We start from the raw sequence: 23,217 nt of genomic DNA on the forward strand, positions 1-23,217 counted from the left end.
CCGGAGATTATTTAACCGCTACGTAAAAAAGCCGCTGAGCGTCGTCTCCGGCTTCCACCCATTCGAAATCCGCATAACATTTCACATCACGGAAACCTGCCTTGACCAGCTCCGTTTTCATCCATTCCGGGTCATACGCGCGCTGGACATGTGTTTCTTCAAAACGGCGGTATAGATCGCTCTGCTCCTCTTTTGCAAAAATGCTCAAATGATGCTCAATTTCGCAGCGAGAAGTATCCAGTTCGCAGGTCCAAATATAAGATACCGACCGTGCGTCCCACACAAAAGGCTGCTCTTCATCGTAGCGGATGATCGTGTTCGGGTGATGAACGTCGAACAGGAAAATGCCGCCTTCCTTCAGTCCCTTGTAAGTTTGTACAAACGCGGAGATGACGTCTCTCTCCTCAAGCAAATAGCTAAAGCAATCGCAGAAGGAAATGACTGCATCCACCTGCTCCGGAATTTCCCATTCCCGCATATCCTGCTGCACCCAGCGGATGGAGCCCTCACGGTAAAGTCTGCTGCCCTGCGGCGTGCTATCCATTTTCCCTCTTGCCACAGAGAGCATGTCTGCGGACAAATCGATGCCCGTCACTTCGAAGCCTGAATTGACAAGCGGGATCGTAATGCTGCCCGTTCCGCAGCCGAGCTCGACGACGCTCTTCGGCATGCTGCCATGCTTTTCCCAAGCCTGACGTGCGAACCGGAGCCACTCCGGATAGGGCATATCCTCCATCAATTCATCGTAGACATATGCAAATTTTCGGTATGAAGACATGATGTCACCGCACTTTCCATTCACTTTCAGCTTACTGTAAAAATCACTATTGTATATGATGACCTCCGTACATACTGTACGGCTCGGGAACTAGTAACTCTACTCTCCATTATCCGGCTTCACCAGATAGGTCCAGTTTTCCTTCTGTGTCACGAGGCCTTCCTTCATCAGTTTGCCCAAAGCCCGTTTGAAGGCTGATTTGCTGATCCCGAAGCGCTGCTTGATGATATCGGGAGGCGTTGCATCCGAATATGGCATTCCGCCTGTCGGACGCTCCTTCAGGAAGGAAAGGATCCGCTCCGAATCCAGGTCCCGTCCCACTTCTTTGCGTTGGGCCATGGACAGGTTTACGCGGCCGTCTTCGCGGATGTGGCTGACGCGCACGTCCACTTCCTCGCCGAGCCGCAGCATATTAAGACGTTCCGAAGAATGGATCATGCCGATGACTCCAAGGCCTACCACGCCACCGTCCACAATGACGAAGGTTCCCATCTGAAGCGGCCTGTATACGGTAGCCTTAAACCACTGGTTCAGCCAGGTGGCTGGAGCGCTAAAGGCATGACGGGACAATTCCTGCTCTCCCGCCAGCTTGGCGCGAAGGCGTCCCTGCTTGTCATGCTCCATGATGACGAATACCGAGTCCCCTACCTGCGGATGGAGTTCTCTCATTTCAGGCAGCTCGCGAATCGGCAGCAGCAGCTGCCTTCCAAGTCCCATCTCAAGAAAGCACCCGAGCCGCGGATGAACATCGGCAACGACCAGCTTGGCCATCTCACCCAGAGTCAGGTAAGGCTTCTTCATCGTGGCCGCCAGACGGTCTTCCGTGTCATAAAAAATAAAAACTTCGACATTATCTCCAGGCTTAACCTCCCGCGTCAGTTCGGAATAATGCAGCAGAACATCCTGCCCGTCCGCATCCAGGAAATACCCATATGGAGATACTTCACGCATGACTTCATAAGTCTGTATCGTTCCTGCTTCTAGACTCATACCGTCTCCACAACCTTGGCATCCGACCACAGACGCTCGATATTGTAGTAATCGCGCTCATCCCGGTGGAAGACATGGACAATCACGTCCCCGAGGTCCATAAGCACCCAGCGCGCCGAGTTCATTCCTTCGATTCCGCGGACTTCCGAGCCTGCTTCATTCACACGCTTGCGGATTTCCGTCGCAATGGACTGTACCTGCACATCTGAATTACCATGGCAAATCACAAAATAATCCGCGATCAGCGAAACGCCTTGCAAATCCAGCGCCACCACGTTCATTGCTTTTTTATCTTCAGCAGCCTCTACTGCTAGGTTTAACAATTGTTCTGATGTAAGGGTCATGAATTCGCCTCCAACTGTTTAATAAGATCATTACGGGCTAAGACTGTCAGTGGATATATAATCTGCCGCCGCGATACAAGCAGGCTGATCGTTGAATCCAATCCTGCAATCAATCCTTCTTCAAGGCTATGGTTGGCCAGTTCGCGGATATTATTCACGCCAGGAAAGTCTCTTCCAGGTTCAATGTAATCCGCAAGGCATACCACTTTGTCCATCAGCGTCATGCCGATTCTTCCGGATGTGTGATATTTGATCGCATCAAGCACTTCCGCATCCTCAACGCCGTAATCCCGCTTGGCGACAAAGGCACCCACCTCGGCATGCCATAATGCTTTATCGTAAAACAAAAGATCCTTGGATAGATCATTCTCCCGGATCACCGATTCCATCTGCTTGACGGGCCAGTACTTGGCTACATCATGTAAGATTGCGGCGCGCTCCGCTTTTACAGGGTCTGCGCCATATCGCTTTGCAAGCTGAACGGCGGATTCCATCACGCCCTGCGTATGCTTCCAGCGCATGGCTGGCATTTGCTGCGAGACCGATTTAATCAGTTCTTCTCGGCTGAATTCCATACAATCCTCTCCTTCTGATATAGTCATAGACACTGTCCGTTACCATATAGCGGATCGAATGACCTGTGGCCAGCCTTTCCCTGATTTCCGTGGAGGAAATATCAACCTGGGGCATATCTGCAAGAAGTACCTTGCCTTTCAAATAAGGCGGGAGCACATCCAGATCAAGCTCGGACCCCGGTCGTCCGACGCCGATAAAGCTCATAAGACCAACCAATTCCTCAATGCCTTCCCATTTGGGAAGATAATTGACCATGTCGGCGCCGATAATAAAGTGAAAATCTATATCTTCAAAAGAGCTGCGGATATCTTTTACCGTATCAATGGTATAGGAAACTCCGCCCCTTCTGATTTCAATATCGAGTGTGCGGAAACAGGGATGGTCTGATATGGCTTCAGCCACCATGCCGAGCCTGTCCTCGCCGGATGCTCCAGCCTGTTCCTTATGGGGCGGGATATGGCTTGGCATGAACCAGACCTGGTCAAGCCCGAACGAATCCCTTGCTGCTTCAGCTGCCAGCAGATGACCGATATGAATCGGGTCAAAGGTACCGCCCATGATGCCTACCTTCATGGTGAACCCTCCCGCTTATGGCAATTCGATTTGTTTATGATCTTTGGATTCTTTATAAAGAATGATTGTGCTGCCGATCACCTGAACCAGCTCTGCATTCGCTTGCTCGGCAAGTTCTTCAGCAATCTCATGTTTATCTTCAAGGCAATTGTTCAGGACGCTGATTTTCATCAATTCCCTTTTCTCGATCGCTTCGTTAATATGCTTGACCAGCTGTTCATTGGTTCCTCCCTTGCCTACTTGAAAAATCGGATCCAAATGATGCGCGAGGGATCGAAGATAGCGTTTTTGCTTACCCGTTAACATGTATATTCATAACTCCTTAATATTCATCTGATTTGTATTCTTTATACCCCAAGAGGGGAAGTTAACCGTTCATACTGTCCAGTACCGCACGCCGCATTTCTGCTACCGGAGCGGGCATGCCGGTCCAATATTCAAGCGCATAGGCGCCTTGATTCACGAACATTCCGAGGCCGCCGTGCACCGTGCAGCCTTTCCTTTTACTCTCCGCCAGCAACCTGGTTTGGAGTGGATTATAGATTAAATCGCTAACCACCGCATGCTCTGGTATATGATTCACATCCACCGGTGTTTCCGTCACCTTCGGATGCATCCCTACCGAGGTTGTATTGATCAGGATATCAATCTCTCCGAGAATTGCAGGCAGTTCCTGTATGGAAAGCCCCCGGATGTCGGCAAGATCCTTCCATTCTTCAGCCATCGCCTCCGCTTTATCAGCCGTGCGGTTAGCGATATAGATACGATCCGTGCCTTCGAGTGACAGAGCATACACGATTCCTCGCGCCGCGCCACCTGCCCCCAGAACCATAATCTTTTTCCCTTTCAAATCGGAGACGGCCTCTTCCTTCAGGGAACGCACATACCCGATTCCATCCGTGTTATATCCGGTCAGGATACCATTATCGTTAACAATCGTATTAACGGCACCGATGCGGAGCGCCGTTTCATCCAGATGGTCCAGATAAGGGATCACTTCGAGCTTATGCGGGATCGTAACATTGATGCCCCGAAAGCCGAGAGCCTTGATACCTGCCATGGCATCGCCTACATACTCGCGCTTCACATGCATGGGGACGTAAGCGCCAGGCAGCCCCAGGGCCGTTAACGCAGCCTGATGCATGACAGGCGATTTGGAATGGGCTATAGGATCACCGATCACGCCAAGCAGCAGTCCGCCAGTGCTAGAGAGTAGCTCTGTTTTGGTTATCATTCTTCATCCTGCCTCTCCCGTATTCTCGTTTCTTCAGATCAGGGAAGGTCTGGCGAGTACTTTCACGCCTTTTGGCGCATGGATAGCAGTTAATGCACCTTGGTCGCTGTTCACCTTAATCCAGCCTAAACCGGAAATGAACAGATCCATTCTGCCTCCCTTAGGAACACGGATTTCATGTCTAGTCCACTCCGGCATTTGGGCGAGGTTCTCTTTGTTAGGCGGGGCAAGCAGTTCTCCCGCATGCTCCTCATACAAAGCATCAGCCTTTTCCAGCTTGGTCCGGTGGATATTCAGCCGGCTGCTTAAGAAACATGTAAAAGATTGACGTTCACCCTGAATAAAATCGAACCGCGCCATGCCTCCGAAGAACAAGGTCTGTCCCTCATTTAATTGGTACACCATCGGTTTCAGCTGGTTTTCAGGCATGATTGCCCCCAGATCCTTGCGGTCTACAAGCTCACTGTAGCGCCAAGGATATACGATTCCGGGAGTATCGATAATATGGCGGCCATCATCCAGCGGAATGCTAACCATATCAAGAGTTGTGCCCGGGTAACGTGAAACGGTCAATTCCTGTTCCAGATCGCTGTAATCGCGGATAAGCCGGTTGATTAAAGTGGATTTGCCCACGTTCGTAGCGCCGACCACGTAAACGTCGCGGTTGCCGCGGTAGTCCGCCACCGCTTCCAGAAGGCGGTCGAATCCCTGGTTCTTTTTAGCGCTGCACAGAATAATTTCTTCGGTTTTAAGCCCCTGCTCTTTGCACTGTTTCTGCACCCAGTTGATAATTTTATTCCAGTTCGTCACTTTGGGAAGTAGATCGATTTTGTTCACAGCCAGAAGGACCGGATTGTTGCCCACAAAACGCTGGAGCCCCGAAATCAGACTGCCCTCGAAATCGAACAAATCGACGATATGGATGACGAGCGCGTTCTTGCTGCCGATCTGGCTTAGGAGCCGCAGGAACTCGTCCTGATCCACGGTTACGGAAGAAGCCTCGTTATAGTTTTTAATACGGAAGCAGCGCTGGCAAATGATTGGATCTCTACCCAGCGACTTCTCCGGAATATACCCCGACGAATCGGGATTTAGCGCCTGCAGCTCAATGCCGCAGCCGCTGCATTTTTGGACGCTTGGTCCTTCAATCGGGCCTTTCATTGATGTTTTTCCTCCTCAAGCCATAGTCCTTGTTTACGCAAGCGCTTCAGTGCGATTTTTTCCAGGCGCCGGTTGATTCTGGTCCCCCAGCCCTCGTCACCAATTGAAATCGGAAGCACCAGCACCGTAAAAAGGCCCATGCGGTTGCCGCCGTATACATCGGTCATCATCTGATCGCCGACCACGATGGTTTCCTCATCGCTCAGTCCCATCATCTCCATGGCCTTGCGAAACGGCGCATTCCGGGGCTTGCGCGCCTGATGCACGAATTCAATATTCAGCGGTGTGGCAAATGCCGCAACGCGGTCCATTCGGTTATTCGATACAATGACAAGCTTAAACCCAAGCTTCTTGACCTGTTCAAACCAGGTGATCAGCTCCGGGGTTGCCAGCGGCGCTTTCGCCCCAACCAAGGTGTTGTCCAGGTCTGTAATGATTCCCCGGTACCCCTTGGCGTACAGGTCTTCCAAATCGATATCAAATACCGTATTCACCCTTAATTTAGGGATTAGCTTTTCGAACAAATTGTTGTCACCTCAGTTTCATAGGACAAACTATACCATAATCTACGTGGTTAGTAAAAAAGAAAACGCCCGTGAGGGCGCTAGGCTTAAGCATAAGTTATGCCGCCAGATCTTCTACCTTTTTCAGGGCTGCTCTCAGCTCACGGCTGTGATCGTTTACGCTCCGCCATTCGGTTTCAGAAACCGACGACGGGCTGTATCTTGCTTTCTCAAACAGCTGTAAAAGCGGTCCGAGGGACGGTGATAAGGCCGGCATTTCCTTTTCCCACCTTGTTACGCATTCCCGCAGCGTTTCGGTAGAACCCCTCTGGATTCCCTTGCGCTTCAGCTTGCCGAGCCATCTTTCAGTCATCACGATCACTTTCTGGTCCGGAGACAGCTTTTCGCCTTTACGTATGCCGATAAGGAAGAATCTCAAACGGATCCGCATCAGCCACAGGGTGTAAACCGCAAACAGTGCAATGATGAGAGCGGTAATCCAGGCAACCGCCGCTCCGGAGAGGCCTGAATCATTCACAGATGCTCCAGTCCCGGATGTCTCTTTCTGAATCTCCTGCTTCGTTTCCTCCTCTACCTGTGGAGCCGTCACCGGCTTGCTGTCTTCCTTGTGGGTAAGCAGAGGCATATCGAAACCTGGCGTAGCTTCGACAGGAACCCATCCGTAAGGTCCAAAATAAACTTCAGCCCACGAGTGCGCATCAGCATTGGTAACGGTATAAATACCGTTGTCCGTCAGCTGGTTGCCTTGTCTCTGCAAAACATCATCCTCGCCCACTTGCTGCTGGCCAGGCGCATAACCCTTGACCCAGCGTGCAGGAATGCCTAGTGACCTGGCCATCATGACCATGGATGTGGAGAAATAATCACAGTAACCTTCTTTAATTTCAAACAGGAAGCTATCTACGAAGTCAGTGCTTACCTTTTTGGATAGGTCGGGCTGATTCGTGTAATTAAAATTGTTTATTAGGTAGTTTTGCAACAATCCTATTTTTTCATACGGCGTATTTGCCGAAGCTGTCACCTGCTCCGCTAGCTTTCGAGTTCTTTCAGGAAAGCTCTTGGGAATCTGCAGATAGGCATCATGAGTTTTGTCTCCGCCATAAAGCTCCTTGAAGGATTTGCTGCGGACCTCATCTTCCGGAATGATAGGAACCTCCGAGATAACTGTATAAGACTTCGGATACTTGGATTCCTTGGAACCTGGGTTCCGGTGGAGGACGGATTGGCCGCTTTCCCACAAGATTTTCCCGGCATCTGTGTTGTCCATCTCCTCAATCTTGGATACATGGTAAGCACCAAAAAGGACGGGGTACACCTGATCGCTCAGCATCGTAACGGTCTGCTCCAGCGTCTCCGTTTCGCCTGATAGGGTGGTGTCCTTGCTTTGCAGCGCTGAACCGATATTCACGTCCTCATAGTTACTGCCTGTACGCTCGTCAGACCAGCCAGTCCCCGTATATACCTTCCGGGTTTCCCCGCGCCAATAGCTGCGCTGTTCGGACTTCACCGACATGACCGGGGTATAGTCAAAATTGAAGCCTCCGCCGAGGTTATTGTCGTTCTGGCTGTACCCCGAAGTGCTGTTCAACTTTGTGGTTTCCATTTCACCGCTCACGTCCACTATTTTGGAAGATGCCCCCGAGCCGTCAATCCAAGCGGTATAAGGATCCGTTAACGTCGGCGATACGGTGGGCACACTGACTCCGGCAATAAAAATAACGGAAAACAGAACTGCAGCATGGATAAAAATTTTTAGCGGATACTTCTTCAACTGTTTCCACCCTGATGGGAACCGAGCCTGAAAACGCTTAAAATGCTCGCTGACCAGCCAGCCCATCGCCGCAAATACAGTCCAGGCTACTGCTTGCCAGAGATTGCTAGTCGTAAAAGAATCCAGTATGCAAAAAGCGATCACATGAAGTCCTGAGAATACAATAATTCTGCGCTTAGTACTTACCAAAATACCGCTGATAAGCAGAAGGACCCACGCCCCTGCGGCAATCCACACATATGGAGACATATGCTCGATAAACTGTCCGATGCGGTTCGCTAATGTGCCTGAAGGCATATAAACCCAATATTTGACCAATTCCCTATGTATAATGTACAGGATCGCCGCTCCTTCAAGGATAAGCCGGTACATTCTTTTGGCGGGAAGCAGCATTTCCACAACCACGACGACGGTCATACTGATCAGGACGATCGACTTCGTTTCCGTATACCATGTGAAGTCCATGAATGAAATCCACTGCAGTCCCATAATCCATATCCAAACCAATGATAGGGAATAAAAAAACGAATTTCTCAGGTAAGAATTCCATGCTTTCATGGTAATCCTCCTCCAATCGCGGCGGGCAGATCCTGCAGCTCAGAGACCGAACAGCTGAATGTCCCCCTCGCTTTAAGCATTGAAACCCAGCCTTGCTTGGTGCTTTCCTTGTCCGCTGGCGATGATGACACCAGGATGTGTGAAGGGGTTAACCCGTGGGTATCAACCCAGCGTAGCAGTTCAAGCGTTTTATTGTCGCTTTGCGGACTGATCAGAACGAACAAGCAGCCGGATGGAATAAAGCGGCCCCTGTTCTCTAGTTTAGACAGCAGACTTCCGTACCCGTCAGCCGTAACGTCCACCAAATGACTCATCATTCGCTGCCGATCGCTGTGATGCTCACTTGGCGCAAACATCTTAAACTGCTCACCAGCGGTGGCAAGTCCTATGCACAGCCGTTCCCTCGATGCATAATTCATCAGCGAAGCGGCGGTTGACACGGCAAGCTCAAACTGGGAACCCGATGCATAGTTAGCCGAGATGGCGTCCAGGACGATCATAATTTTGGGTACAGAATCATATTCAAATTCTTTGGATTTCCAAGAGCCGGTCTTGGCGGTGGCGTTCCAATGAATACGTGAAATACGGTCACCATAGACATAATCCCGCACACCGTTAATTTGTGTCGTTTCACGCCGGGAAGCCGCCGATCTCTGAGGACCAGCCAGCTTGGAATTCCTGTCCATCATCTTCCAGCCTGGAATGGACACGGTCCGCGGGAACACATGAAATTGGCCCGGCACATGAAAGGTTCCTTTATGTTCGATGAACCCGAAAATATCTTCTGTAACACATTCCGTCTCGGTAAAAAAATATCTCCCACGTTCCAGCGGCGGGGTCTGGAACATCAGCTCACCGCCTCCCCGAAGATCAGGAATAACGCTTTCCTCGAACGACCAAGTCTCCCCGTTATGCCGCTTCATGACTTCACGAATAATGACGTAAGGCATCGGGAGGAATCCCGGCACTGAAAAATGGAGTCTCACTTTCATCTGGTCTCCCGCATGCAGCGTTTCACCTTGCTCCTGTTCTGCGGAAAGATTGCGGTGGCCTTGAACCCGGCGAATCCCGCCCAAACCTCCGGCAATCAGGTAGATGACCAGGACGCTGATCATCACAAACAGCATAAGCGAAGTTTTACCGCCCTGAAACAATACGAACAAAAGGCTGGCAGCCCACACTGCAAGCACAATCCAGAAACGGCGGTTCCGCAGAACGGATCTGATTGTCTTCAGCAGCGCCTTCATGACGTCATCGCTCCAAGGCGACAGGCACATGCACCTGCTGCAAAATATTTTTTACGACCGATTCCGCACTTACATGATCCAGACGGGATTCGGGACGCAAAATAATCCTATGCGAAAGAACATATGGAGCCAGTACTTTGATGTCGTCAGGAAGGACAAAATCACGCTGCTCAATAAATGCATATGCTTTGCTGGCCATCATCAGGGAGAGCGAAGCGCGCGGACTTGCTCCAAGGAGAACGGATGGATGCTGGCGGGTCATGCGAACGATCTTAAGCAAATAATCTGTAACCGCATCCCCAATAAACACATGTCTGATTTCCTTCTGCATCTCAGCGATCTGATCCATATGCGTTACGGGTGTCAACTTGTCTACAGGTTGTCCTTGCGCATGCTTTTGCAGCAAACTTCTTTCAGTAGCGGCGTCAGGGTAACCCATACTGATTTTCATCATAAAACGGTCAAGCTGCGCTTCAGGAAGCATGTAAGTGCCTTCAAAATCAATGGGATTCTGGGTCGCGCAAAGCATAAACGGCTTGGGCAGCTCATATGTCTCCCCGTCGACCGTTACATTTCGTTCCTCCATCACTTCAAGTAGAGCTGATTGTGTTTTCGTCGTTGCACGATTAATTTCATCCGCAAGCAAAATATTCGTCATGACCGGACCCGGCCGGAAAAAGAAACGCTCTTCGCGGGGATGGAATACAGATACGCCCGTAATGTCGCTCGGTAAAATATCGGGGTTGCACTGTACGCGTCTGTAATCTCCGCTCATGGATTTGGCCAGAGCCTTAATCATCTGGGTCTTGCCTGTTCCCGGTACGTCTTCAATCAGAATATGCCCTTCTGCCAAGAGAGCAGTAAGCAAAAGCTGGATTTCAAAGGCTTTGCCTAAAATGCAAGATTCAAGATTGGATCTTACGGCTGCAATGGTTTGCAGGGATTCGCTGCTTACGGGCATATATTCGCGCCTCCTTATATCATGCAATTTTATGTAGATATTGGTTGCCCACGGATCAAATTGTTAAATCTTGAGATAAGAAGCATATATCTTACATTGTACATGAATTATTCCCTCAAAGTACATTGTGCAGGTCTCCTAATTTACTCGTATACCCCAACATACATCGGTGCAAACAGCAAAACACCCTGCTCGCTCTTGAGATCAGGGTGTAATAAATGATATGTCGATCGTACAGTTATCCTCTCGGACGAACGAGCAGGGCGGCCAAAAAGGAGAAGATGATCGCCGCGGATATCCCCGCGCTTGTGACTTCAAAGATACCGGTGACGATACCGATCCAGCCATCCCTTTCAAGCTCTGACAATGCTCCATGCACGAGAGAGCTGCCAAAGCTGGTGATCGGTACCGACGCCCCGGCTCCTGCGAATTCTACCAATGGATCATACAGCCCAAAGCCCTCCGCCACAGCGCCGGCGACCACCAGCGTACTCATCGTATGTGCCGGGGTCAGCTTGAACACATCCAGCATGATTTGTCCGATGACGCAAATCAATCCGCCGATGACAAATGCCCAAAAAAACTGCATCATTACTCCTCCATTTCAAGTGCTACCGCGTTCGCGATAGCATCATGGTTGCTGTACTCCATCTAGCCCCAAGATAGCGTATACTAGCCCGACAAAGAATGCCGCCACGGTCCCGAATACAATGACAGAACCAGCGAGCTTAAACATATTGCCGCCAACGCCAAGTACGTACCCCTCCGATTTGTGTTCCAGAGCGGCGGAGCACATAGAGTTGGCAAAACCCGTAACAGGAACAGCGGTTCCGGCTCCCGCGACTTGCGCGATCTTATCATATACGCCAATGCTGGTCAGGATAACGGATATTATAATCAGGACCGCAACCGTTGGGCTTCCCGCTTCTGTGACGGACATCCCAAACCAGGACATAAATCCCCGCTGTATAGCCTCTCCGAGAAGACAGATACCTCCGCCGATTAAAAAAGCTAACACGCAGTTCTTAAAAGTACTCCGTTTGGGCTCGTGCTTCTGCGCAATGCTTTTATATTCCTGATGGGTCAAGGTATCCAGATTGAATTTGGCCCCTTTACTTTTTGTGCTCGCAGGCAATACCAGCACCTCCTCTTCATCATTCCTTTTCATTATTTGTCATGCAATAGATTGTTATGTATTGAAGGGATCGATGCTAAGAATCGAAACACAGCAAACAGCCGCCACAAGCTTTCTGCTCTGGCAGCTGTTTTGGAATGGACGCATGCAAGGCACCAAAGCCCCATTCAAGCGATTAAAAAAGACACATCAGAACAATCACAAGCAAAATCAACAGCACACAAATCAGAATCATTTCCCTGTGTGAAGACATGAACTCCATGATGATGCTCCCTTCTGCACCTATAGCAGGACGTTCATCTACATCTATCCTATTCTCAAAAATAGACGTTGGTGCTTCATTCCGCCATCATGGACATTCCGTCTTGAGGAGTTCATACTATAGAGTGGAAATACATATCGTTACAATAGAATTCAGTAAAGGAGAACTATAAAACATGGATCAAAAAACGATGGACATGTTCCGCAAGCTGACAGAATTTCCTGCAGCTTCAGGATTTGAAAAAGAGCTTCGTGCTTATGTAAAGGAAATGATCACCCCATATACGGACGAATTCATTCAAGACCGCCTGGGCAGCCTTTTCGGCGTGCTGCGCGGAGATGAGCAGGGTCCAAAGGTCATGGTAGCAGGTCATTTTGATGAAGTCGGATTTATGGTTACGGGCATTTCCGAAACCGGCATGATCCGTTTTCAGCCGCTGGGCGGCTGGTGGAGCCAAGCTGTTTTGGCACAGCGCCTGAAAATTATGACACCAAACGGTCCAGTCATCGGCGTGGTCGGCTCCATACCGACACATCTGCTGGATGAATCGCAGCGCAATAAACCGGTAGACATCAAGACTATGTATATCGACATAGGCGCGGATAACCGCGAAGATGCGGAATCCTTCGGCATCCGGCCGGGCCAGCAAATCGTTCCGATCTGTGATTTCACCCCGCTGGCTAATCCGAAGAAAATTATGGCGAAGGCATGGGATAACCGTTACGGCGTAGGTCTAGCTATAGAATTACTGGAAGCTCTTCATAAAGAAAAGCTGCCGAACACACTCTACTGCGGTGCTACCGTACAAGAAGAGCTTGGACTTCGCGGCGCACGCACCTCTGCCAACTTGATTCAGCCTGATATTTTCTTCGCTCTGGATGCGAGTGCGGCCAATGACATGACAGGTGATAAGAACTCCTTCGGCCATATCGGCCAAGGTGTACTGCTCCGCATTTTTGACCCTTCGATGCTGACTCACCGCGGTTTGGTTGAATATGTGCAGGATACGGCAGATACTCACAAGATTAAATATCAGTACTTCGTATCTCAAGGCGGCACCGACGCCGGTCAAGTGCATCTGAGCGGTATCGGTGTACCTTCTACCGTCATCGGGATCTGCTCACGGTATATCCATACCTCGTCCTCGATCATCCATACCGATGATTACGATGCAGCCAAGGAACTTTTGATCAAGCTCGTAAAAGGTCTCGACCGAACTACACTGAACACGATTTTGGAAAATGCATAATCACTGCGATGAGCAGAAAAGCCTGCAAAGCCCCCGAAAATCGGGAAGTTTGCAGGCTTTTTCATCGTGCCAAGGTTTATCGTAAAAATATTTTTTTGTCCAAGCCTACAAAAAAATTAATAAATTTCACAAAAAAACATTATCTCCTGCCCTTAATTATGTTAAAATGAAAGCGCTAACAGTTATCATCTTCTAAAGGGGGCTTTTGAAAGATGAACCAAACCGATAAGGTGATGAACGAGTATCAGAATTTTGATCCGGTCACCGATGCTTTTTTCTTCAAAACGGGAAGTCAGGAGCAGGTTATTTTCCACGGCAGGAACTACATTATAAAAAAGAGATTATCCGCCGCCGAACAAGCCTCGATGAAATCCCTGCCTAATTTTGTCCGTGCTGCTTTCAACCTCTACGTCAATGTGAACAAAATTACAAATATCGTCGGCAATACCCTGCATTTCCGTGATGAATTCGCTTATCCTCGCACCATTACGGTGTCGAAACGAACCCTGGAAGAAATCAAAAGACGCATGCCCCGTACGCCCGACTTTCTATCTTCGGAGCAGTTGATTTAGCGGGACTTGCTACAAAGCGGCAGCTGCCCGGTTATCCGGATGCCTGCTGCTCTTTATTTCGGTTCGTTCACTCACACCCTTTAGTTCATTTTTCGACTTGGCTTTCCATATCTCACTAAAACATGCCACAAAAGTTTTAATTCCTGAAGTACCTCTTCATACGTTCCGCGATCGCTCCAAGCTGATGGATTACGTTTCAAGTCTACAGCAGCAGATCCAATGATGTTTGCATTGATGTAATGATTTTGCGCTATGCGTTTTGCCAAGGACGGCATGGATGGACCTCTAAAATCCGCTGGAACCTCGTCTACCATAAGTTCAAATCCCATGTGCCAATAAAGATCTATGGAATACTTCAGGCATATTTGTTCCAAGGTTCTCCCTACATGAGTGCCTTTGAATGAAGGATCTGCGACCAGTATATCTACGTCTTCTTTTAGAGAAATATCCCCGTGAATCTGGGCTTCAATATAATGATTTAGATTGCGGTTTGGTTCTTGGTTTGCTGGGTCCGTAAACGGCCTTTTCAGATGAACCAGTAAATGATTGATTAATCGTGTTGGCGTCAGATTTCTTTCACCAATTGCAAAATCTCTTATGAACGACTCTTCTAAAAGTGCAGCCAAAATGAGATCAAACTCTTCATAAGTCCCCTTTTCTTGTGGGTCTTGATGCGAATCCAAATAGGTGTATGTGGAACGATGTGAAACCTCAGGGGATAGAAGAAAGTAGCAAGATCCAAAACGCGGAGCAGGCCCATCTGGATGTAACATCAAATTCAGCGCCCCATATTTAGGCCGTTGGTTATTGGTTGTGCCCTCGAGTTGATATGCTCCCCCAAACATTCTCTTCTCCCAAAGGTCGCGTGCACCACCAGGGTAAGCGGATACGCTACCATTAGACAAAAATGTTTCAAACTGGCTCTTATATATTCCCTGCTCAAGCAGTGCATCAGCAATGCTTTTCATCTTTGAATCTGGTCGATCTGGATGAAAATGCATACCAATCCTTGCGTGAGATTTTAGATGATCAACAGCATTTTCAAATAGTTGTTCTGAGATATTAGACATTTTAAGGATGTGATTCATTGTTGCTGTGGCTTCATGCTTATGATCCCTTGCATACGCTGTAACATGCTCCAATGCCAATCGTTGTGCCTTTGATAATTCCATATACAGTTGGGTCCTCCTTTCAATATGTTAGCCTTATTAAATTCATAGCCTACCTAATTGACTTATATATAACCTTTCTCTCATTTGGCAGCTTCGCATATTTTTCTTGATAGAGTTTAAGGACGTTACCTGCTCCCATCTTTGCAAGCTCATCCTGAAAGTCATCCCAGTCTTTTCCCATCCCAAGTTCTCCCGTTACGAACTGGATTACTTTTAAGGTGACGAAATTTTTGATTGGTGACATAATTTTCGTGATCTCAATCAATTCTTCCTGTGAAAAGGAGATGGATGGTCCTGCGAAAAAACCGATTTTGTCTGCATTCGCAGTATACAATTGCTGGGATTCAAGTCCAGCGGCACCCCATTTCCTCGCATATTCCGCATCCTGATCATAGGGAACACATATCCCAGATCGACCATCCACACCCATTTCCTGCGGAGTTACCTCCCCATAGGGATTAAGCTTGGTCTGTAATCGAGAAGTATATCTGTGTTCTCCGTTCACTCGATTGAACGTATCACCTTCAATGCCCCAATTCGTCAACTCTACGATTTCTTCGGAATATTGCGCATCAAGAAGTGCGATTAATTCTTTAATATGCGGGGATTTTGCATTGATCGCAATGACCCAAGTTCCGCGTGAATTTGGATACTGGACCGGCTGAAGCGCCTGCAAGCCATTATCGGTAACGAGTGGAAGCACTGCTTTTAAACTGTAGAAGGAATCCCTCTTTCTGCCTTGCTCTTTCCAGCCATCCATCTCGATAAAATATTCCCCGAATAGAGCGAATGTCTTGCCCCCAATCACATTCTCGAAAAACTGTGGATCTGAGACCGTTGCGAAATCAGGGTCGATCAGATCGGCCTCATAAAATTTACGGGCCATCATAACGGCCTTCTTAAAATTAGGTTCGGTAGGGCCAAATTTATAGACCATCTTTTGGCTATCGAAATATATACCTCCTTGGGTATGATAAGCCATATAGAATTGCTCGAACAAATTAGCCGGGCCTGAACGATTTGATATCGGCTTGGAATCCGGATAAATCTGCTTGAGTATTTTCAGCGAATCATACAATTCATCGAATGTTTTGGGAAGCAGCATGCCATTGCGGTAGAAAATATCCTCGCGAAAAATATATCCGATCGGCATTTGTCCATAGGTGTTCAATCCATCAATGCCATACAGCTTACCGTCTTCGGTCATCATATCCTCCACAATCTGGGGATACCCTTCAATCCAACGCTTTAAGTTAGGCATTTGGTCAAGGTAAGGCCGCAAATCAAGCAGCATTCCCATCGGACCGAACCGCTGAACCATATCCTTGTTGATGATAAAAATATCCGGCTTCTGCCCGGCTGAGGTTAACATCTGATTGATTCGTTTGATATATTCATTGACGGGAAACTGCAGCCAATCGAATGTCAGATTCGTCCGACGCTCAAACTCCTTATCGATCGGTGTATTCCGATCGCGATCAAACGCTGGAACTGCGGCTTTGATAACGACGGGGGGTGTCGAAGTCGTGCCAGACACGAGTTCGTTGAATGGCAAACATACCGCTGACACGACGGCTAGAATGCCGACACAGATCATAATAATCAGCTTTCTACGAAGTAACCACATACTTGTATCACCCCTCCATCGAAGAATAGTTATATATTGTACGGGCGCTCTTACGATACTCGTTCGGTGTTGTGCCCTCTAGCTTCTTAAACATTCGAATAAATGCATTCGCATTATTGAACCCGACGAGCCTACCGATATCAGTCGCTGTGTGATCGGTGTTCATGAGAAGCTCCTTAGCCTTTTCAATACGCATACGATTGATATAATCGGTAAACGTGACGCCCTGATGTTTCTTGAAATATTGCGATACATAATTCGTATTCATATGAAAATGCTCCGATATCGACGTTAAATTCACTTCAGCCAAATGGGTGGATATGTAATCCAGCATGCCTGTAATTGCCTGCGACGATTGCTGCTGGGAATGAACCTGAGCGATTACATTTTCGAATACAGTGCGGCAGGCCGCTTCAATTCTGCTTGGATGATGCAGCGAATTGACATACGCGATCATTTCGCTAGCGGGCATCCCGAATATTCCTTCTTCATCCATTCGACGGTTATAGACCGTTTCTACGGCGAAATAGAGCAGATCACTTACGAATTGCCGAAATACCGCAAATCGCATATGCTGGATTCGCGCTCCCTCAAACAGCTGATCCAACAGCTCAGACGCCCCTTCCACATGACCGTTCTCCAAATATTTTCGCGCCGTCTCCTTCATATCGGAGGAAAAGAAAACCCCAGTCCTGCCCGGAGCACAGGTAGTTGCGTTAAAAATCATTCCGCACTCTCCTACACTGCGCAGATCAAGAATTTCAGTCGCTTCCTTGTAAGCCCTTTGAGTATACTCCAGCTGATTGAAGATCTTGCTAATGCCGACCGTAAGGCTAATCTCACCCACTAGATCCTCTTCATACCGGGATAAGAGCGGATGCAGCTCCTCCGTAACAAAGACCGTCACGCCTACATCATCTTGCTCTTGAAGAAACAACACCATCTCATTGCTGTTTATATCTAACAAAGGCTTGTGAAGCGAAATTAAAGTCTGGTGTAACTCAGCGGCTTGCTGGTGATGATCTCTCAAGAAATCAAACCTTACGACAGCCAGCGCAAGGCTGCCCCCGCCGCGAAAAAAATCATATTTCTCCGACAACCGTTCAATGTCTTCCTTATTCAGCTGCTGGTTAAGTGCACGATACAAAAATATTTGAATCAGCGACGGCATCGTCTCCTGTTGATATTGATGCCATGTCGTGATGCTCTCTTTGATATAATCGTACTCGGATTTGCCGCTCTCGAATGGCGCTTTGGCCAAGCGTTTAACGACATGAACCATTTCGGCAAGCGGCGAATAAATGCCGCGAGAGAAAACAACGGACACAGCTGTCCCGATCAGCATGAACAAAGCAATGACACCGATGGTCATATACAGGAACTTATAGACCGGAGCAGTCAACGCCTTCTCAGGTGTCACGACGAGGAAACCGAGATTGTCCCATGAAGAAGGATGAAATGATAATATGTTATTGTCCCCGTGGATCAACATTTCCGATTCTGACGTACCGCTGCTTGGATTGATTTGAAGCGCGCCGATGTCGAACGTATCGCCTAGCTTGTCCCGGTCGGTTGAACTGATAATGCGATTGTGGAGCGTATCAATCAGATAGATGTCGCCTTTTTTCGTGATGTTCATATTGTTGATCATTTGATAGATCTTCTGTTCGTCAATGTTAACCACCATAAAGCTGCTGGAGCCGATCACGCTCTCTATGTTCAGGACGAGCGGGATGATCGTCTTGTATTTCTTCTCGCCTGCAGCACCGCTCTGTCTATACACATCGGTCGCCGGTAGGATGGATGATACGATGCCGCTCTTGAACTGCTGATCCCAGAAAGTCAACGGATAATCCCTAAAATGGTAGTTCCTTTCTAGATAGAACACTGGATCGTATGAACCAGAGCCTGCCAGGATCGTGTTCAGCTTGGAGAAATATATAAAGGAATCATCCACAGCACTATCGCTAACAAACAGGTCATACAGCTTGCTGCTTAGCAAATACGCTGTTGAAGCATAATGGGTTTGCGATTTATCCGTGAACGAGAGTAAATTCAAATAGCTTGTATCAGACGCGATGCTGTAACCCTGATCCTTTATCTTGTCCAATAAGCCGTCAAGGGAAGAGGACGCAGCCCGCAAATAGTTACGGTTCGCTTCACGTGCGTCATCGATCATCCGGTAATTCGAATAGACGGCGATGGTTGAGGTGGAAATAAGGAGCAGCACAATGAGCACGAAGAAACGCAAAAATATAGCAACCAGCGTTTTTTTCTTCATTTGGGCTGTCGCCTTGCGGGGAAACGATGTGACCAAATGCTTCATATGCAGCCTCCTATTCAGAAATGTATGCGCATACATCTAGTTGTATAAATATATCATAAATGTGGAAAAAAGTACTATTTCAATCATGTTCCCATTCAAAATGCTAGATATACAAATAAGGCAGCAAAGTATTCGCACGAAGCTTTGCTGCCTTATTCGTTACTTGTCATGCATGAATTGAAATACTGCATACATCTCCTGCTTGAAGATCCACGCTAAATCTTTCGCTTACTGGGCAGGCGATTTCATATGTTCGTTCTCCGATGATGATTAACAGTCTTTCACAGCCAAAGTCGTTTTGGACTCGGAATGAACCTTCTCTTTCAGTCCGCAGTTGAATGTATTCTAGCTTATTTGCACGGATCCTAGCCGATACGAGTACACCCATCTCGCCTCTGAAATCGCGGAACTCAGCTGCATTATCAGACCATGCCGCCGGTATCGCTGGGAATACGCATATCGTACCGTCATCCACCTGAAGCAGCATATCTTGCAGTGCACATATAGCTGCGAAATTTCCTTCTAACGTAAATGGACGGTAATGAAACATACATACGCCTACTTGCTTGTAATCGCCGTTTAGGTGAAACCCGTTCGGTGAGCATGTATACCGCCACATTTGCTGCAAATGGTAGAGTGCAGCTTCCCCATTGCCTTGCCATGCGTACATCGTTGCCGCCCAGGCAAAAGAATAACCAACCCATTGGCCTTTGCCGAGCACTTCCAAATTGAAGATCGTCTTATCGGCAATCTCGCGATCCCGCTTCGACCCTTTCCGATCGAGCAGCTTGAGCGGATATATCGACATCATATGTGAAAAATGGCGATGGCTTGCGGTAAGTGTTTCTTTGGGGTTAATCATCAGTACACCGTCATTGGATACAGCGAGATCTGGCAGATTCTCCATCACATTCGCCCATTGCTCTGCTTCAGCTAAGTATCCAAGATGTTCAGCCATATCATGCAGACGTCGGAACAGGTATATCAACAGAGACAAATCATAATTACTGATCTGATCGAGCCAGGCTTCCAGGCTGTTATCATGGAACTCCGGCGAGCTTGATACCGGCATCTTAAACTTGCCGTCCTCCCCTGGCATGAGCCATCGCTGAACGCATTCCGCCGTTTCCCTAAAGTAGATATAAGCTTTATCGCGTAGAAATTCAGGATCACCCGTGCTGAGCCAGTAATGATCGAATGCCTGACATAACCAGATCTGATTTGTTATGCTCAAGCTGTACATCGGCCAACCACCCATTGCTCCACCAGCAAGAGTCATAACCGATGGGAGATTCATGCCTGGCGCATCATAGAAGCGTTCCGCGAAACGTTTGGCTTCTGGACGTAAATTCCAGAGGAAATCGATGAAACTCTCCCCTTCTTCAAGATGGTTCGCCTTTAAGTAATGCCAGTAACTGAGCTGGGTATTTAAGTCGTGATGGTAATCACCCTTCCAAGGAGGAAGCTTCCCTTCATCGGCGGTCCATACTCCTTGCAGCGGCATCGGCGGAGCGCCTTTTCGTGAACAAGAACCGAACAAATAATTGTTCAGTACCCACATCTTCTCCGCTTTCGCATCCGGAAGTGTGATCGAACTCTGACCCCAATAACGGGTCCACCATGTAACATGATCGTCGAACGCGGCATCATAACCGGCCATCAACGCGGATGCAGTCTTCCTCTTCGCCTTTTCAAGCCAATCGTCCCCATCGTGATTCGCAGCAATGGTATACACGATCACGCGTTCTCCCGTAGCTCCCTCGCCTTCTGCTATGACAATGGCATATTCGAGATCATGAACCGTTCGCTGATGGAACCAACGTATATGACCTTCCGAATGCATCCCAGCGGCTGGATAACCAAGCCGAGTGAGACTCGTATGAAATACGGGATTAGCGTTGTTATCCTGCTGTTCTCCAGCATAATCCGGTGGTATAAGATCGAGACTTCCAGCTGCATTTGAATCACCAACAATCCGAATATAGCCAAGACCGTTCACGGCATGCAAATAGCTGGATACTTTAATGCTGCGATCCCAGAAGGTCATCTCGATGTGCGCACATGCTTCCCACAGGGAAAGACGGCTTACCAGCCGATCAACGGATTGGCTAAAGCTTAGCTCTAACCGTCCAGCCGGAAGCTTTGTCGGATATGGATATTTTTCATACATGTTATCAAATCGCTTCAAAAGCCCCTCTTGATCACCACGCTTCACGCAATCGATCATTTCTGCGTAGGTAAAACCTTCATCCAGCACCTCCGGGGCCAACCGGAGATCCCATAGGTCGCCGCGATCCAGACTAAATCGCAATGGAGCGCCGTTTCCCCATAACAGACATCCAGTTAATCCGTTGCCAAGTGGAAGCGCCTCATCCCACCTCTTAATCGGTTCGTCGAACTGAAGATCATATTTGTTGTCCATGTGATGTACCCTCCTCATCCGTCTTGAAAGCAGAAAAGGGCAAACCATCCGTAAAATATCAGGAGGCGCCCGTTCTGCTATGGCCTTGCGTTCTATCCAGATTCTTTATTGTTTTACTTTATCGTTATACATTTTTAATACCGACTCATAATCGCCCATTTTTCTGATCGTCTCCTGGAACTTATCCCAGTCGGAGAAGCTCATCTCGCCCTTAATGAATTTCACGGCGCTTTCCTTCACATACGTATCGATCGGCGTCATCGTATTGGCTCTAAGATCTCTTTCATCCTTCGTGAACATAATTTTCGGCGCACGATCCATCGGCGCGATCGATTCCTTGCCGCCGTATTTATCAGAAGCGAACCAATAGTTCTCAAGCTGCGCCTTTCCATCATGATAGAACATGACATCCGGAATGGAAGTATATTTCGCAATCGCCTCCTGCGGCGTAAACACGATCCCTGGTCTCGTACGCATCGACACAGAAACGCCTAATTTAGCAAGCTCGCCGACGAAATCGTCTGAATTTTTCAATGCTGGTAGAAACTCTTTCTTTCCGTCTGTCACTTCATAAGACTTGCCTTCAATCCCCCACATCAGCAAATCGACCATCTTGTCGCTGTACTGATAATCAAGCAGCTTCACAATCTGCTCCACATTCTCGGATTTCGCTGAAATGACGAGACCTGATCCGTTGCCTACGCCTTTGCCTTTCTGCTCGCTGCCACTTTTCCAGGCTTTACCGTATTTCGGGTTGTCTGCGCCCATCGCAAGCGCCCAAGTCACGCCGGCTTGCTTGTTGGCATTAAAATCAGCCACATAGCCGGACCACAGCAGCGGGTAAATGAATGTTTTGCCCGAGGTTGCTTTACTCTTGGCTTCATCCATATTGTCAGACCAGAATGCTGGATCGAGCAGCTTCTCTGTATACAGCTTGTTCAAGAACATAAGCGCTTCCTTGTAAGCCTCTTCTGTTGGGCCGTATACATATTTCTCCCCGTTCCAATAAATTCCTCCCGCGGTATGATTTGCGTTCAGAATCCCTTCATACTCAATATACTGCTCGCTCTGACCAACCGGATAAGAGTCCGGATACAGCGTTTTCAATTGTTTGGCTGCATCATACATCTCATCGAGCGTCGTCGGCACCTTGATATTATGCTTCTGGAAGACATCAAGACGGTAGGCCGCGGCATATTGGCTTGGTGTAATGTCTGTCGGATTCGTAGAGCCGTCATAGAAGGCGAACAGCTGCTTCTTCTCGTTCATTAAATACTGCTCATTGTTAGCTGTCGCATCAATATACGTCTTGTAATTCGGCATCTTGTCCATATACTGGGACAGGTCTACGAACAACCCTTGCTCACCGAATTTAATAATATTATCCTGACCGCGTACCAGCATCACGTCCGGAATATCGCCGCTTGTCAGCATAACCTTTGTTTTCTCTGAATACTCCCCCCATGGGATACGCGTCCATTCAATCTTAACTTCCGTTCCCAAATAATTCTGGATCTCCTTCTCATATTCCTGCTGCACAATCGTCCCTGTTGGATCGCCCCCAAAGTGAGGGATCACGACCTTCAAATTTAATGCTTTCGCATGATCAGTACCATTCTCACCTGTTTTCGATTCACTGGTGTCCGAGCCGCTGCCGCTGCCGCAGCCGCTAAGCATTGTTGAAATAAGTAACAGAGTCATCAACATTCCCAATAACGTTTTTTTCATGCCAGCT

General features: G+C 48.2%; 21 protein-coding genes. 2 read left to right on the forward strand and 19 right to left on the reverse strand.

The window, feature by feature from the left end:
- Window positions 1-7: 7 nt before the first annotated feature.
- From MUG84_RS06850 to spoVAC, 14 genes are all read right to left on the reverse strand, one after another.
- Entirely contained in the window at window positions 8-778 is a 771-nt protein-coding gene (locus MUG84_RS06850) for a class I SAM-dependent DNA methyltransferase (protein WP_244722311.1), read from the reverse strand.
- Window positions 779-877: 99 nt separating this feature from the next.
- Window positions 878-1,768: a CvfB family protein gene (locus tag MUG84_RS06855; protein ID WP_244722313.1), complete on the reverse strand. Its 891-nt coding sequence runs from the start codon at window positions 1,766-1,768 to the stop codon at window positions 878-880.
- The gene (gene rsfS / locus MUG84_RS06860; RefSeq protein ID WP_244722315.1) at window positions 1,765-2,112 is read right to left on the reverse strand and encodes a ribosome silencing factor; all 348 of its coding nucleotides are present in this window, start codon (window positions 2,110-2,112) and stop codon (window positions 1,765-1,767) included. The genes MUG84_RS06855 and rsfS overlap by 4 nt, the downstream gene beginning before the upstream one ends.
- Window positions 2,109-2,687 (reverse strand): bis(5'-nucleosyl)-tetraphosphatase (symmetrical) YqeK, encoded by a 579-nt coding sequence (gene yqeK / locus MUG84_RS06865; RefSeq protein ID WP_244722317.1) that lies wholly within the window; start codon window positions 2,685-2,687, stop codon window positions 2,109-2,111. Before yqeK ends, rsfS begins: the two co-directional genes overlap by 4 nt.
- A complete protein-coding gene (gene nadD / locus MUG84_RS06870; RefSeq protein ID WP_244722319.1) occupies window positions 2,659-3,261 on the reverse strand; it encodes a nicotinate-nucleotide adenylyltransferase in 603 nt (200 codons plus the stop codon). Before nadD ends, yqeK begins: the two co-directional genes overlap by 29 nt.
- A 15-nt stretch (window positions 3,262-3,276) precedes the next feature.
- On the reverse strand, window positions 3,277-3,567 hold the full coding sequence (yhbY, locus tag MUG84_RS06875) for a ribosome assembly RNA-binding protein YhbY (RefSeq protein ID WP_244722321.1): 291 nt from the start codon (window positions 3,565-3,567) through the stop codon (window positions 3,277-3,279).
- Between the two features lie 61 nt (window positions 3,568-3,628).
- Window positions 3,629-4,495: a shikimate dehydrogenase gene (gene aroE, locus MUG84_RS06880; RefSeq protein ID WP_244722323.1), complete on the reverse strand. Its 867-nt coding sequence runs from the start codon at window positions 4,493-4,495 to the stop codon at window positions 3,629-3,631.
- Between the two features lie 33 nt (window positions 4,496-4,528).
- Entirely contained in the window at window positions 4,529-5,656 is a 1,128-nt protein-coding gene (yqeH, locus tag MUG84_RS06885) for a ribosome biogenesis GTPase YqeH (protein WP_244722325.1), read from the reverse strand.
- Entirely contained in the window at window positions 5,653-6,180 is a 528-nt protein-coding gene (locus MUG84_RS06890) for a YqeG family HAD IIIA-type phosphatase (RefSeq protein WP_244722339.1), read from the reverse strand. Before MUG84_RS06890 ends, yqeH begins: the two co-directional genes overlap by 4 nt.
- Window positions 6,181-6,277: 97 nt before the next feature.
- The gene (locus MUG84_RS06895) at window positions 6,278-8,509 is read right to left on the reverse strand and encodes a transglutaminase TgpA family protein (RefSeq protein WP_244722340.1); all 2,232 of its coding nucleotides are present in this window, start codon (window positions 8,507-8,509) and stop codon (window positions 6,278-6,280) included.
- Window positions 8,506-9,756 (reverse strand): DUF58 domain-containing protein, encoded by a 1,251-nt coding sequence (locus MUG84_RS06900; RefSeq protein ID WP_244722341.1) that lies wholly within the window; start codon window positions 9,754-9,756, stop codon window positions 8,506-8,508. The genes MUG84_RS06895 and MUG84_RS06900 overlap by 4 nt, the downstream gene beginning before the upstream one ends.
- Window positions 9,757-9,760: 4 nt before the next feature.
- Window positions 9,761-10,717, reverse strand: a complete 957-nt coding sequence (locus MUG84_RS06905) for an AAA family ATPase (protein ID WP_244722342.1) — start codon at window positions 10,715-10,717, stop codon at window positions 9,761-9,763.
- A gap of 238 nt (window positions 10,718-10,955) precedes the next feature.
- Window positions 10,956-11,306 carry a stage V sporulation protein AE gene (gene spoVAE, locus MUG84_RS06910; protein WP_244723350.1) on the reverse strand — a complete coding sequence of 117 codons (351 nt, stop codon included), beginning with the start codon at window positions 11,304-11,306 and terminating at the stop codon, window positions 10,956-10,958.
- Between the two features lie 42 nt (window positions 11,307-11,348).
- Window positions 11,349-11,852, reverse strand: coding sequence for a stage V sporulation protein AC (gene spoVAC, locus MUG84_RS06915; protein ID WP_244722350.1), 504 nt, complete (start codon window positions 11,850-11,852; stop codon window positions 11,349-11,351).
- A gap of 437 nt (window positions 11,853-12,289) precedes the next feature.
- Here spoVAC and MUG84_RS06920 point away from each other — a divergent pair, with 437 nt between their 5' ends.
- Window positions 12,290-13,363, forward strand: a complete 1,074-nt coding sequence (locus MUG84_RS06920) for a M42 family metallopeptidase (RefSeq protein ID WP_244722353.1) — start codon at window positions 12,290-12,292, stop codon at window positions 13,361-13,363.
- A gap of 212 nt (window positions 13,364-13,575) precedes the next feature.
- Window positions 13,576-13,935 (forward strand): LytTR family transcriptional regulator DNA-binding domain-containing protein, encoded by a 360-nt coding sequence (locus MUG84_RS06925; protein ID WP_244722356.1) that lies wholly within the window; start codon window positions 13,576-13,578, stop codon window positions 13,933-13,935.
- 80 nt (window positions 13,936-14,015) lie between these two features.
- On the opposite strand, the gene MUG84_RS06930 is transcribed toward MUG84_RS06925, so the two are convergent.
- The 5 genes from MUG84_RS06930 to MUG84_RS06950 form a co-directional block, all read right to left on the reverse strand.
- Window positions 14,016-15,107, reverse strand: a complete 1,092-nt coding sequence (locus MUG84_RS06930) for a DUF3626 domain-containing protein (protein WP_244722360.1) — start codon at window positions 15,105-15,107, stop codon at window positions 14,016-14,018.
- A gap of 49 nt (window positions 15,108-15,156) precedes the next feature.
- The gene (locus MUG84_RS06935; protein ID WP_244722363.1) at window positions 15,157-16,734 is read right to left on the reverse strand and encodes an extracellular solute-binding protein; all 1,578 of its coding nucleotides are present in this window, start codon (window positions 16,732-16,734) and stop codon (window positions 15,157-15,159) included.
- A gap of 7 nt (window positions 16,735-16,741) precedes the next feature.
- Window positions 16,742-19,060 carry a helix-turn-helix domain-containing protein gene (locus tag MUG84_RS06940; RefSeq protein ID WP_244722367.1) on the reverse strand — a complete coding sequence of 773 codons (2,319 nt, stop codon included), beginning with the start codon at window positions 19,058-19,060 and terminating at the stop codon, window positions 16,742-16,744.
- Between the two features lie 166 nt (window positions 19,061-19,226).
- Window positions 19,227-21,482, reverse strand: coding sequence for a glycosyl hydrolase family 95 catalytic domain-containing protein (locus MUG84_RS06945; RefSeq protein WP_244722371.1), 2,256 nt, complete (start codon window positions 21,480-21,482; stop codon window positions 19,227-19,229).
- A 105-nt stretch (window positions 21,483-21,587) separates the two neighbouring features.
- Entirely contained in the window at window positions 21,588-23,210 is a 1,623-nt protein-coding gene (locus MUG84_RS06950; RefSeq protein WP_244722374.1) for an extracellular solute-binding protein, read from the reverse strand.
- Window positions 23,211-23,217 lie beyond the last annotated feature (7 nt).

The sequence above is a fragment of the Paenibacillus mangrovi genome (genome assembly GCF_022898935.1).
GTDB classification, from domain to species: domain Bacteria; phylum Bacillota; class Bacilli; order Paenibacillales; family Paenibacillaceae; genus Paenibacillus_AQ; species Paenibacillus_AQ mangrovi.

Excerpts from the sequence above, each read along its gene's own strand:
- MUG84_RS06850 (WP_244722311.1), bottom strand. The coding sequence starts at position 778 with ATGTCTTCATACCGAAAATTTGCATATGTCTACGATGAATTGATGGAG.
- MUG84_RS06855 (WP_244722313.1), bottom strand. The coding sequence starts at position 1,768 with ATGAGTCTAGAAGCAGGAACGATACAGACTTATGAAGTCATGCGTGAA.
- rsfS (WP_244722315.1), bottom strand. The coding sequence starts at position 2,112 with ATGACCCTTACATCAGAACAATTGTTAAACCTAGCAGTAGAGGCTGCT.
- yqeK (WP_244722317.1), bottom strand. The coding sequence starts at position 2,687 with ATGGAATTCAGCCGAGAAGAACTGATTAAATCGGTCTCGCAGCAAATG.
- nadD (WP_244722319.1), bottom strand. The coding sequence starts at position 3,261 with ATGAAGGTAGGCATCATGGGCGGTACCTTTGACCCGATTCATATCGGT.
- yhbY (WP_244722321.1), bottom strand. The coding sequence starts at position 3,567 with ATGTTAACGGGTAAGCAAAAACGCTATCTTCGATCCCTCGCGCATCAT.
- aroE (WP_244722323.1), bottom strand. The coding sequence starts at position 4,495 with ATGATAACCAAAACAGAGCTACTCTCTAGCACTGGCGGACTGCTGCTT.
- yqeH (WP_244722325.1), bottom strand. The coding sequence starts at position 5,656 with ATGAAAGGCCCGATTGAAGGACCAAGCGTCCAAAAATGCAGCGGCTGC.
- MUG84_RS06895 (WP_244722340.1), bottom strand. The coding sequence starts at position 8,509 with ATGAAAGCATGGAATTCTTACCTGAGAAATTCGTTTTTTTATTCCCTA.
- MUG84_RS06900 (WP_244722341.1), bottom strand. The coding sequence starts at position 9,756 with ATGAAGGCGCTGCTGAAGACAATCAGATCCGTTCTGCGGAACCGCCGT.
- MUG84_RS06905 (WP_244722342.1), bottom strand. The coding sequence starts at position 10,717 with ATGCCCGTAAGCAGCGAATCCCTGCAAACCATTGCAGCCGTAAGATCC.
- spoVAE (WP_244723350.1), bottom strand. The coding sequence starts at position 11,306 with ATGCAGTTTTTTTGGGCATTTGTCATCGGCGGATTGATTTGCGTCATC.
- MUG84_RS06920 (WP_244722353.1), top strand. The coding sequence starts at position 12,290 with ATGGATCAAAAAACGATGGACATGTTCCGCAAGCTGACAGAATTTCCT.
- MUG84_RS06925 (WP_244722356.1), top strand. The coding sequence starts at position 13,576 with ATGAACCAAACCGATAAGGTGATGAACGAGTATCAGAATTTTGATCCG.
- MUG84_RS06930 (WP_244722360.1), bottom strand. The coding sequence starts at position 15,107 with ATGGAATTATCAAAGGCACAACGATTGGCATTGGAGCATGTTACAGCG.
- MUG84_RS06935 (WP_244722363.1), bottom strand. The coding sequence starts at position 16,734 with ATGTGGTTACTTCGTAGAAAGCTGATTATTATGATCTGTGTCGGCATT.
- MUG84_RS06940 (WP_244722367.1), bottom strand. The coding sequence starts at position 19,060 with ATGAAGCATTTGGTCACATCGTTTCCCCGCAAGGCGACAGCCCAAATG.
- MUG84_RS06945 (WP_244722371.1), bottom strand. The coding sequence starts at position 21,482 with ATGGACAACAAATATGATCTTCAGTTCGACGAACCGATTAAGAGGTGG.
- MUG84_RS06950 (WP_244722374.1), bottom strand. The coding sequence starts at position 23,210 with ATGAAAAAAACGTTATTGGGAATGTTGATGACTCTGTTACTTATTTCA.